Annotated in this window: 11 protein-coding genes, 1 tRNA gene and 1 riboswitch; of the genes, 5 read left to right on the top strand and 7 right to left on the bottom strand. The window is 45.0% G+C overall.

Translation table 11 applies throughout. The annotated features are described in order from the left end of the window. Positions 1-525: 525 nt before the first annotated feature. Complete coding sequence (coaBC, locus tag HMPREF1028_RS11170) at positions 526-1,719, top strand: bifunctional phosphopantothenoylcysteine decarboxylase/phosphopantothenate--cysteine ligase CoaBC (RefSeq protein WP_009312843.1); 1,194 nt, start codon at positions 526-528, stop codon at positions 1,717-1,719. A gap of 75 nt (positions 1,720-1,794) precedes the next feature. Here the strand turns inward: coaBC and HMPREF1028_RS11165 are convergent, their stop codons facing one another. From HMPREF1028_RS11165 to HMPREF1028_RS11150, 4 genes are all read right to left on the bottom strand, one after another. After that, positions 1,795-3,321, bottom strand: coding sequence for a DHA2 family efflux MFS transporter permease subunit (locus tag HMPREF1028_RS11165; protein ID WP_003763839.1), 1,527 nt, complete (start codon positions 3,319-3,321; stop codon positions 1,795-1,797). A gap of 236 nt (positions 3,322-3,557) precedes the next feature. Further along, the gene (locus HMPREF1028_RS11160; RefSeq protein WP_009312842.1) at positions 3,558-4,748 is read right to left on the bottom strand and encodes an efflux RND transporter periplasmic adaptor subunit; all 1,191 of its coding nucleotides are present in this window, start codon (positions 4,746-4,748) and stop codon (positions 3,558-3,560) included. 455 nt (positions 4,749-5,203) lie between these two features. Beyond that, positions 5,204-6,604, bottom strand: coding sequence for an efflux transporter outer membrane subunit (locus HMPREF1028_RS11155; RefSeq protein ID WP_009312841.1), 1,401 nt, complete (start codon positions 6,602-6,604; stop codon positions 5,204-5,206). Positions 6,605-6,657: 53 nt separating this feature from the next. Next, the gene (locus HMPREF1028_RS11150) at positions 6,658-7,152 is read right to left on the bottom strand and encodes a MarR family transcriptional regulator (RefSeq protein WP_003757030.1); all 495 of its coding nucleotides are present in this window, start codon (positions 7,150-7,152) and stop codon (positions 6,658-6,660) included. 755 nt (positions 7,153-7,907) lie between these two features. Continuing rightward, a riboswitch (PreQ1 riboswitch) is annotated at positions 7,908-7,952 on the top strand. Between the two features lie 4 nt (positions 7,953-7,956). On the opposite strand from HMPREF1028_RS11150, the gene queF reads away from it, so the two are divergent. Both queF and HMPREF1028_RS11140 read left to right on the top strand, forming a co-directional pair. Next, a complete protein-coding gene (gene queF / locus HMPREF1028_RS11145; RefSeq protein ID WP_009312840.1) occupies positions 7,957-8,430 on the top strand; it encodes a preQ(1) synthase in 474 nt (157 codons plus the stop codon). Positions 8,431-8,506: 76 nt separating this feature from the next. Next, complete coding sequence (locus tag HMPREF1028_RS11140; protein ID WP_009312839.1) at positions 8,507-9,190, top strand: 7-cyano-7-deazaguanine/7-aminomethyl-7-deazaguanine transporter; 684 nt, start codon at positions 8,507-8,509, stop codon at positions 9,188-9,190. A gap of 89 nt (positions 9,191-9,279) precedes the next feature. Here the strand turns inward: HMPREF1028_RS11140 and HMPREF1028_RS11135 are convergent. From HMPREF1028_RS11135 to HMPREF1028_RS11125, 3 genes are all read right to left on the bottom strand, one after another. Beyond that, positions 9,280-9,354 (bottom strand) — tRNA-Arg (locus HMPREF1028_RS11135). Between the two features lie 4 nt (positions 9,355-9,358). Next, on the bottom strand, positions 9,359-9,805 hold the full coding sequence (locus HMPREF1028_RS11130) for a DUF441 domain-containing protein (protein ID WP_019271144.1): 447 nt from the start codon (positions 9,803-9,805) through the stop codon (positions 9,359-9,361). A 5-nt stretch (positions 9,806-9,810) separates the two neighbouring features. Beyond that, on the bottom strand, positions 9,811-10,785 hold the full coding sequence (locus tag HMPREF1028_RS11125; RefSeq protein WP_009312837.1) for a polyprenyl synthetase family protein: 975 nt from the start codon (positions 10,783-10,785) through the stop codon (positions 9,811-9,813). A 262-nt stretch (positions 10,786-11,047) separates the two neighbouring features. Between HMPREF1028_RS11125 and rplU the strand changes: the two genes are divergently transcribed. Continuing rightward, positions 11,048-11,356, top strand: a complete 309-nt coding sequence (rplU, locus tag HMPREF1028_RS11120; RefSeq protein ID WP_003763980.1) for a 50S ribosomal protein L21 — start codon at positions 11,048-11,050, stop codon at positions 11,354-11,356. A 25-nt stretch (positions 11,357-11,381) separates the two neighbouring features. Continuing rightward, positions 11,382-11,654, top strand: coding sequence for a 50S ribosomal protein L27 (gene rpmA / locus HMPREF1028_RS11115; RefSeq protein ID WP_002212328.1), 273 nt, complete (start codon positions 11,382-11,384; stop codon positions 11,652-11,654). The last annotated feature ends 168 nt before the right edge of the window (positions 11,655-11,822 follow it).

Here is an 11,822-nt window from a genome sequence, read left to right as displayed (position 1 = left end):
TCTGCTTCAAAGAACCAACAGGACAATGTCTAAACATCATCTTGTCTGTCTTTCAAACAGTGTGAGGCTGTCGCACTCACACTTATCGGTAATCTGTTTTGTTAAAGAGCGAAAACGAATTATAAAGCATTTCATCTCATTGTCAATCAAAACTTTTCTCAAAACCTCGAAAAATCAGACTAACTGTGATATACTTACCTGTTCGTTCAATCACCGCCGAAGCAGCGAAGAACCGAACTATACCCCCCCTCCTCAAAAACCGTCAACCCCCAAAACCGCAAAAAATTCCACAAAACCTAACAACAACCTGAAATACAAAGACTTTTATTTCAAATCAAAAACAGCAAAGGTCGTCTGAAATCCCTTTCAGACGACCTTTATCATAAATATCCGAAACAATTTCAAATATACCGAGCTTCAACTCACAACTTAAAGCCATCCACCCATCAATCCCTGTTACTTTTTTGAACAGTATCCATGTTAGTATTATGACTTATTTGATTCAAATTGGATTGAGTTACTGTAATGAGTAAACACATTCTTTTAGGGATAAGCGGTGGTATTGCGTCTTATAAATCATGTGAGTTGGTCCGATTACTAAAAAAACAAGGACATTCTGTAACGGCAGCAATGAGCCGTGCAGCCACTGAATTTGTTACCCCCCTTACATTTCAAGCATTAAGCGGAAATCCTGTTCTAGTCGATACGCACGATGGTCACTCGACTAGAGGAATGAGTCATATTGATTTAACCCGAGAAGCGGATGTTTTTTTGATTGCTCCCGCTACTGCCAATACGGTTGCCAAGATTGCCAACGGTATTGCTGATAATCTGCTGACCAATTTGGCAGCGGCACGAAAATGCCCCATGGCAGTCGCTCCGGCGATGAATGTGGAGATGTGGAACAATCCTGCCAATCAAAGGAATATCCAACAACTGATTTCAGACAACATCACGGTTTTTCAGCCATCCTATGGCGAACAGGCTTGCGGTGAAATCGGGATAGGGAGAATGCCTGAAGCGATTGAACTTGCCGATTTGATTCATGATTTATGGACGCCGAAAATACTTGCCGGCAAAAAAATCTTAATCACTGCCGGCGCGACCTTGGAAATGATTGACCCGGTCCGTGGAATTACGAATATTTCCAGCGGTCAAATGGGCATTGCCCTAGCCCGTGCATGCAGAATGGCCGGCGCACAAGTTACGTTGATTTATGGACAGTTACAAACTCCCCTGCCAACCGGTCTCTATCATGTAGAACAGGCTATTAGCGCCAAAGAAATGTACGATGCTGTTCATAAATATATTGAAGATCAGGATGTTTTTATTTCCGTAGCCGCTGTGGCTGACTATAAGGTAAAAAACAGCAGCCCGCACAAATTGAAAAAAGAAAATTCAAAAGATACCCCAACCCTTGAATTGGAAACTAATCCTGATATTTTGGCATCTGTAGCCGCCTTACCCAAACCGCCTTTTTGCATTGGATTTGCCGCAGAAAGTGAAAAAGTTTTGGAATATGCTCGGGCAAAACGTTTACGCAAAGGCATTCCGATGCTGATTGCCAATGATGTTTCTCAAGCAATGGGAAAATCCACCAATCAGATTACTATTATTACGGATGACGAGGAACTATCTTTCCCTGAGAAAGAGAAATTACAGGTAGCAGAAGAAATCGTTCAATCTCTTGCTCGCCATCTGGACAAACCAAACCTGTAAGTAATCAGGTTAGTCTTCACTATCTTCTACAACAGCAAAGGTCGTCTGAAAATTTTCAGACGACCTTTGTGATATTTAATGCCCTGCTGATGAACTCCCATTAAACGGCGGCTTGGCAAACCAAATTATGGAAATCATGACGATGAACAAGATACTGCCAGCCAGAAAAATCTCATTTGATCCCATAATGAAGCCTTGCTGCGTAATGGCATCGGAAATATTTTTCAAAACCTGCTGTTCACTCAGCCCCCGATTCGTCATTTCATGAACTGTTTGAACAGTCAAACTCGAATATGGATTAATCTGTTCACTCAGTTGCGTATGATGCAAAGCTTCTCTCCGCTCCCACATGGTACTGACTATGGATACACCCACACCACCCATGAAGACGCGCAAGAAATTAGACAGGCTACTTGCTGATGCAATTTGATCGGATTTAATATGGGACAATGTAATGCTGGTCAACGGAAGGAAAAACATGGACACACCCAAGCCTTGCCAGAATTGGGGCCAAACAACATTGCTCATATTCATTCCGGCATAAAAATCAGTGCGCCAATAGAAAGTAAAAGCAAACGTCAAGAAACTTGCGGTAACAAGAAGACGCATATCAATGCGGTTGCCGAATCTACCTATAATCGGGGACAACAAGATAGGAAGAAAGCCCACCGGCGCAGCCGCCAAGCCCGCCCATGTTGCGGTATAACCAAGATTAGACTGCAACACCAGCGGCAACAGCGTGAGCGTACCCATGTAAACCATAAAGCCCAATGAAGTTGCCAGTACGCCTATCGTAAAATTTCTGTTGCTAAACAAAGAAAAATCGACAATCGGGTATTTCTCGCCAAGCTCCCAAACCACAAAATACGTCAGACATACCAATGCAACGATGCCTAACACAATAATCTCTCCAGAGGCAAACCAGTCCAACTCTTTACCTCTATCAAGCATCATTTGCAGCGCACCGACGCCAACCACCATCAAGACCAAACCGATGTAATCTATCGGCGTCTTAACCACTTCTGTTTCCCTATCCCTCAATTGCTGCCACACAATAAGTGCAGAAATAATACCGATAGGGATGTTGATGAAGAAAATCCAACCCCAATGCCAATTATCCGAAATCCAACCGCCGAGAATAGGACCTAAAACAGGCGCGACGACAACGGTCATTGCCCACAATGCCAAAGCCAATGTCCGTTTTTCAGGAGGATACGATGCCATTAACAAACTTTGCGACAGCGGAATCAACGGTCCGGCTACAAAGCCTTGTAACACCCTGAAGATCACCAAAGCCTGAAGATTGGGTGCAATGCCGCACAACCACGACAGCAAAACAAATCCCACTACGGAGGCGATAAACAGTTTTACTTCGCCAAACCGTTTTGCCATAAATCCGGTTAGCGGTACTGAAATCGCATTCGCCACAGCAAATGATGTAATGACCCAAGTACCCTGAGTAGTCGCTGCCCCTAAGTCCCCGGCAATTACCGGTACTGCAACGTTGGCAATAGTGGTATCCAAGACTTCCATAAAAACGGCAAGGCTGAGCGCCAACGTAACCAGCACCAGCCTAACACCCTGCAATGGCGGATAATTCATATTTCTTCGCTATTATTCATTCAATATATTGCACAGTGATTGCGCTTAGATACACATCCCTTTTCAGACGACCTCTTTTGATGAATATTCACATCATCGCAAGCTAAAAACAAAGTTCTGCCCTGCATTATTTAATCCATCACAACTTTGCTTCCTCATGCGCTTCGATATCTATTCGCTATCAAATACCCACATTCTCAGCAATTCAACGCATGAAAGGTCGTCTGAAAACATTTTTACTTAGCGTATTTCTCAAAAATCTTATCGATCAACGCATCGGCGGCAGCCCAATCTACGCCTTCAGTTTCCGGGGATGCTACATTTTTATCAGCGGCAGCCGTCATGTTTTTTCCTGAGCCTGCACCTGAAATATCAACCTTTACCTTCATAGATAAACCGACACGAAGCGGATTAGACTGCAACTCTTTCGCATCCAAGCTGATGCGGACCGGAACACGTTGCACAACCTTAATCCAGTTCCCCGTCGCATTTTGCGGCGGCAAAAGAGAGAATGCACTGCCCGTACCCGCTGACAAACCCATCACCCTGCCATGATAGACCACTTTATTTCCATATAAATCAGCAGTCATTTCAACAGGTTGACCAATTTTCATTTGACGCAGTTGCGACTCTTTAAAGTTAGCATCCACCCAAAGATTGCTCAAAGGAACCACAGCCATCATTGGAGAACCTTGGGCAATACGCTGCCCAACTTGAACATTTCGTTTGGCAATCTGTCCATTCATCGGCGCACGGATTTGGGTGCGTTGCAGATTCAGCCATGCATCCTTAATATGGCTGATGGCTGTTTGCACCGCAGGTTGTTGACGCAGAGGGATATTATTACCTAAAACTGCTTGTGCAGAAGTCTCTTCCGCTTCCACTGCCTTCAAAGCCGCTTGCGCCTGAACCACCGCAGCACGGGCATGACTCAACTCTTCACCTGAAATTGCATCCGTTCCCGACAAAGCTTCACGTCGGCGCAAATCTGCCTGAGCCTTTGCCAATTCGGCTTTTCGCAAAAGAACCTGCGCTTTTGCTTTTGAGTTAACCGCAGTTTGTTGTTTATTCTGACGAATTGCCTGAATCAATTCATTTTGAGCACGCTCGTAAGCCAGCTGGAAATCGCTGTCGTCCAACGCAACCAAGACATCCCCTTTTTTGACCACATCAGTATCGTCATACATCACCTTCCTTACCGTACCGGTGACCTGAGGGGTAATTTGCACCAGATGACCCGCAACATAGGCATCTTCCGTCTCTTCCTCGTATTGCCAGAATAAGAAATACGCAAGAGCCACACCGACTGCAATCAAAATAAAAAGCAGTGTAATAACTGCCAGATTACGCCCGCGTTTACGCCCCACCCTTGAACTTTTTGTCCCTGAATTGCGTAATTGTTCATTATTTTCTAGATTCGCATCCATGATTTCATTTTAACCTGGGTAATTACAGACTATTTTCCTTATGCACCCCATCCCACTAATATCTCATTGATTTTAATAGAATAGACAATACTGAAAAATACATACAGAGGTGCATTTTATAGCCGCATCGTTACTCAATCAAGTAACAATCATATTTAAAAACCATTTTTGGATATCCCCTTTTACCATTAGGCGCAAACAATCATTTCAAAGTCATCCAAGCAATACCGATTCCTGACAACCAAAAAGCAATTGGCGACATTCTGAATACATACATTTAAACGTTAAATGCATATCCAAAATATCGCCAATTGACTTGATTATAGTGGATTAAATTTAAACCAGTACGGCGTTGCCTCGCCTTGCCGTACTATCTGTACTGTCTGCGGCCTCGTCGCCTTGTCCTGATTTAAATTTAATCCACTATAAAAGGAAAGGGGTCGTCTGAAAACCTTCTATTGCGTTTTAAATCCACCGCCCAACTGGGCATTCAGATTGCTCCATGCAATCAACCGTTCAGATTGATACTGCACCAATTGCATTTTCACTTGCAACATATCATCTTGTTTTTGTAATGCGCTGAGACCATTATCCAATCCCGCCCTCACTCTACCCTGAGCATTTTTAACCGACTTCTCGGATATTTTCAGCATTTTATCCCAAGTAGACTGTTTGCTTTGCAGGCTTTGGTAATCTACAACAGCATCCGCAGCAGAACGCATCGCATTCAAAACCGTTTGATCGTACACGGCCACCTGCTCATTATATTCTGCGCGTTTACCTGCCAATTTTGACTGTAATGCCCCAGACGTAAAAATAGGAAGATTGATAGCAGGAACAATACCCAGCATGCCTGATGTTTTACCCCTTACCACATTGAACGCATCAATATGTCCAAGACCCGCCAAGGCTTTTAACTCGATATTGGGATAAAACTCTGCTTCGGTGGATTTAACCGTATGCAGCTTAGATTCCAATAATGATTTTTGTGCCGCGATATCCGGTCGGGCTGCTAACAAATCCGCATGGATTCTATTCACAGGCACAACAGGAACCACGCCCATCCTACCGGGTTCTTGTTCGGAAAGTGCTCCCGGCACATTACCGATCAATACTGCCAAAGCATGTCGGACTTTGGCAATCTGTTGTTCCAATGACGTTTTTTCCAACTGAAGTTGCTGACTTGCCAATTCAAGCGGGTACAATGATTGTGCGGGCATCAGGTTTGCATGGATTCTGCGCGAGACCAATTGCTGCATTTTCTCTGACAGATTGATGCGTTCCTGCACAAGAGCTTGTCGCTCGCTCAAAGCCTGCCAAATAAAATATTGCTTGGCTACTGCGTTTGCCAGCTCAATCCGTGCCTGATGGGCTTCATACAGAATTGCCTGACGACGTCCCAAAACCGCTGCAATCTGCTCACGGTTTTTTCCCCAAAAATCGAATGTCCAACTTCCCTGTACTGCTGCGTTTGCCAACAATAATGTATGGTCGGTATCAATACGGGAAGATGCGGGCTTGGGTGCAACATACATCCCAACCCCGCGCGTGGACATACCGATTTGCGTTTTGCCGGCGGCTTCGGTTATTCCCAGCTGCGCTTGTGCTTGTTCGAAACGCGCCTTGGCAATACGCAAATCCGTTGATGTCTGGATAGCTTGTGCAACCAGTTGATTCAGTTTGTTATCTTTTAATTGCAACCACCATCCGTCTTGAATGAGGGATGCCGACTTACCATCGGGCAAAGAATACACCGTTGGTTCTTCCAACGGTGCTTGTTTACCAAACTGCGCACAAGCTGCAAGTACAGATACTGCGATAATACAGATGCCCCGTTTGGCAATATTTGATTTCATGGCAGACTCCGTTTTTTTACTTTTATCCCTGCCACAATTCTTACTGCATCAGATCAGCTGTCCAAACGGTTCAACAGCTTGCCCAACAGATTTTGCAACTGGGTATAATCCTCATTGGTAAAATCTTCCCAAGCTTCACCGCTCTTACTGGAAATCTGCGGCCATACTTGTTGGATAAAAGACTCACCTTCCTGTGTTAATTTTAACACAATCTGGCGGCGGTCTTGCTGGTTGATATGACGACCTACCCATCCCCGTTCTACCATCTCATCGGAAAGACGGGTCGCACTGGTACGCGTCAAATCCATCAAGTCGCTCAAACGCGAAGGAAGGATTTCGCTTTTAGGGCTGACGTAAACCGCCATCAAAGCGAACCATAAATTCTCGTTGATACCGAAAGTTTTCAAATTTTCATTGAGATGACTGCTTAGACGTTCGGTTGTTACCCGTAACAGACGCCCTGTTCTTACCTGTTGTTCTGAAAATTCAGGCAGGCGGTCGGAAAGTTGGCGCAGCGCGTTGACCAAGTCGGTTTGTGAAAAACTCATTATAAATATCCTCTTCTTAAATTTATTGGCTGTTTCTGCTGCAAATCAGAACAAATAATGACAATCTCATTTGCCTCAAAATACCAAATACTTATTCAATGCCGCTATACTAATTCAACTGATTATTTTCCGAATGAAAATCTGACAATCGGTCCAAGAAGATAACAAGTGGCGTTTTTTATGCATAAGTCATCTAATTTGTATGTAATTCCGAATTCTTACTCTACAAAATCAGTATTCAGAAAGGATAGATTTGTGGTTGCCGACAACTTAATTTATTGTTTATATTGAAAACCCCATAATTTATTAGAGAGATGGCGCTTCTCCTTAGTTCTATAACTCAAAATATGAATTTTGAGATACTACTGAAAACACTTCAAAAAAATTTTAACTTTTACGATTAATGCGGGAAAATTAACTAGAAAAATCATAAATTTAAAAATCAGTTTAAATTCAATCCGCATTACTTTGCAAAGGCATTACCGCCACATCAAAACATCCGCGCCCACCTATCATTTTTATGCATTTCCAGCCCAGCGCTCAACCGCTAAATATAGTGGGTTAAATTTAAATCAGGACAAGGCGACGAAGCCGCAGGCAGTACAGATAGTACGGAACCGATTCACTTGGTGCTTCAGCACCTTAGAGAATCGTTCTCTTTGAGCTAAGGCGAGGCAACGCCGTACTGGTTTAAAGTTAATCCACTATAATTATCAAAAAAATCACAAACATAGTTCCCCTTATATTACAATCCGCCTTTCGTGGTTCGAAAACCTCCCACATTAAAAAACTAAGGAAACCCTCATGTCCCGCAATACCGAAGAGCTGCAAGGCATCTCTCTTTTGGGCAATCAAAAAACCCAATATCCGACCGGCTACGCTCCCGAAATTCTTGAAGCATTCGACAACAAACATACCGACAACGACTATTTCGTCAAGTTCGTCTGCCCCGAATTCACCAGCCTCTGCCCCATGACCGGGCAGCCCGACTTTGCCACCATCTACATCCGCTACATCCCGCATATCAAGATGGTGGAAAGCAAATCCCTGAAACTCTACCTCTTCAGCTTCCGCAACCACGGCGATTTCCATGAAGACTGCGTCAACATCATCATGAAAGACCTGATTGCCCTGATGGATCCGAAATACATCGAAGTTTTCGGCGAATTCACACCGCGTGGCGGCATCGCCATTCATCCCTTTGCCAATTACGGCAAAGCAGGTACCGAGTTTGAAACACTGGCACGCAAACGCCTGTTTGAACACGACAGCCAATAATCCATCCTCTTTTTACGCATTTTCAGACGACCTTTTTCACGAGAAGGTCGTCTGAAAGCCTTTCCGAAAGATTTCCATGTACGAATTTACAACAGCGCAACAACAGAAGGCGCTCTTCTGGCTGGTGCTTTTCCATATCCTCATCATTGCCGCCAGCAACTATCTGGTGCAGTTCCCCTTCCAAATTTTCGGCATCCACACCACTTGGGGCGCGTTTTCCTTTCCCTTCATTTTCCTTGCCACCGACCTGACCGTCCGCATTTTCGGTTCGCACTTGGCACGGCGGATTATCTTTTGGGTCATGTTCCCCGCCCTTTTGCTTTCCTACATCTTTTCCGTTTTGTTCCACGACGGCAGTTGGATGGGTTTAGGCGCGCTATCCGAATTCAATACCTTTGTCGGACGCATCGCCTTAGCCAGCTTTGCCGCTTACGCACTCGGACAAATCCTTGATATTTTTGTGTTCAACAAATTACGTCGTCTGAAAGCGTGGTGGATCGCCCCGACCGCATCAACCGTCATCGGCAACGCCCTGGATACATTGGTATTTTTCGCCATTGCCTTTTACGCCAGCAGCGATGAATTTATGGCGGCAAACTGGCAGGGCATCGCATTTGTCGATTATCTGTTCAAACTCACCATCTGCACCCTCTTCTTCCTGCCAGCCTACGGCGTGATTTTAAATATCTTGACGAAGAAGCTGACGACACTGCACACCCAACATCCTCAAAAGCAGATGCTGCCGGCACAAGAATCTTGATGAAGTCTGACAGAACGATTTACGATTCCCGTTCATAGAAAATACAAAGAGGTCGTCTGAAAATTTTCAGACGACCTCTTTGTATTTTATGGCCTCGCCAACAGGAATCGAACCTGTATTTTACGCTTAGGAGGCATACGTTCTATCCGTTGAACTATGGCGAGCGTGTTAAACTTTTCCTGCAATAAACGATAATAATCCTGCGGCAATCAGCGGGCCGACCGGAATGCCGCCCATAAACGCCACACCGATAACCGTACCAATCAAAAGACCTGTTACCAAAACAGGTTGTTCACTCATCAGCGGTACGCCGCGTCCTGCCAACCAAGCGACAAGGATGCCGATTAATACGGCGGCAATCATTTTGAAATTGACAAACTCCGACAGCGGCGGAATTTGAACCTTCCCTGAAACCAGCGGACTTAAAACCCCGATTGTCAGCAAAATAATCCCAAAATGCAAGCCGTGTTTTTCCATGAAAGGAATATATTGCGACAAAGCAGTCTGTTGCATTAACAGCAAAATTGCTGCGGAAATCGTAATGGAGTTGTTGTTACTGACGACACCGAGAAAAATCAGTGTCACCAAAAACATCGGGACAAAATTGAAATTCATCGGATTTAAGAAACCCGTGCCAATGATTCCTCGGCCAACTGAATCATCGCCTGCTTGACTTCGCTGTCGGGCAATACTGCCAAAGAAGCCACGGCTTGCTCAACGGCTTTTCGTGCTTCGGAAATCGAATAAGTCAGCGCGTCGGAATGGACAACATAATCATGGATTTTTTGGAAACTGCCGCGATCTGCATTTTCCAGAGCGTGGCGCACATCGTCCGCCACTTGTTTCGAACCGTTGCGCATCAGATAAATCAGCGGCAAAGTCGGTTTGCCTTCTGCCAAATCGTCGCCGACGTTTTTACCGATTTCTTCGGTTTCGCCCGAATAATCCAAAACATCATCAATAATTTGGAACGCCGTACCGACATACATGCCGTAGTCTTTCAACGCCTGCTCATGTTCGGGGGAGGCATTGCCCAAAATCGCGCCAACCTGCGCGGCCGCTTCAAACAATTTGGCCGTTTTATATTGAATCACTTGAACATATTGCGCTTCAGTAATATCGGTATTGCCGATGTTCATCAGCTGCATGACCTCGCCTTCAGCAATAATATTGGTTGCATCCGCCATGACTTCCAAAATGCGCATACTGCCGGAATCAACCATCAATTGGAAAGCGCGCGTATACAAAAAGTCGCCGACCAACACCGCCGCCGCGTTGCCGAACAGATTATTCGCCGTTTCGCGTCCGCGGCGCAAATCGCTTTCATCGACCACATCGTCATGCAGCAGGGTCGAAGTGTGGATAAATTCCACCATTGCCGCCAAAGCATACAGCTTATCTCCATCATAGCCGACCGACTTACCTGCCAAAATCGTCATAATCGGACGCAGACGCTTACCGCCGGCACTGATAATATAAGTACCGATTTGCGAAATCAGCGCAACATCAGACTGAACCGCTTGGTTGATCACCTCATTGACCCGTGAAAGGTCTTCAGGCAGATGGCGTTGGAAATAAGGCAGGTTTTCGAGCATAACACATTCTCAGTCGGCAAAATGAAGCAGGCTTGCCGTATAAATAAATGGGTTGGGTATAAGGCGGAAATAATATTGCCGCATAAAAAATATCGGCAATCCAACGCGCGATTATAGCAGCAAAGCCCGTTTGACACATCTTTCAGACGACCCTGACCCCACAAACGAAATAAACTTTGACAAAACAGGCAAATAGCAATAGAATGCCACGTTTCGCACAATGGTGTGCGGGATATTAACCATAATTCTCATGGAGTTGAGTATGTACGCGGTCGTAAAAACCGGCGGTAAACAATATAAAGTTGCCGTTGGCGAAAAATTGAAAGTAGAACAGATACCAGCCGAACTCGACAGCCAAATCGAACTGACCGAAGTTTTGATGATTGCTGACGGCGAATCTGTAAAAGTTGGCGCTCCTTTCATTGAAGGCGCAAAAGTAACAGCTAAAGTAGTAGCCCATGGTCGCGGCGAGAAAGTACGCATTTTCAAAATGCGCCGCCGTAAACACTACCAAAAACGCCAAGGCCATCGCCAAAATTTCACCCAAATCGAAATCGTGGCAATCGCCTAATTTTTGAAACTTAGGAGTATTACAAATGGCAAGTAAAAAAGCAGGCGGTAGCACCCGCAACGGTCGCGATTCAGAAGCCAAACGCTTGGGCGTAAAAGCCTACGGCAACGAGCTGATTCCGGCAGGTTCTATCATCGTCCGCCAACGCGGTACCAAATTCCACGCCGGCGACAACGTAGGCATGGGCAAAGACCACACTTTGTTCGCCAAAGTTGACGGTTATGTTGAATTCAAAACCAAAGGCGCGCTGAACCGTAAAACGGTCAGCATCCGTCCTTACACCGGTTCTGAAGAATAATCCGAGTTTATCGTGATATTGAGAAAGCCGTATTTCTTAGGGAATACGGCTTTTTTGTTTGTATGGGTTGGCAATGATTTTGCCATCGCCGATTCAATCTTAAACAGCGCAAACAACAAAGCAGCACACGATACAACAGACACGATAGGAAACTACACTGTACTGCTT

This window comes from Neisseria sp. GT4A_CT1, from assembly GCF_000227275.1.
Classification (GTDB): Bacteria; Pseudomonadota; Gammaproteobacteria; order Burkholderiales; family Neisseriaceae; genus Neisseria.
This window is presented reverse-complemented; position numbering and strand designations above follow the sequence as displayed.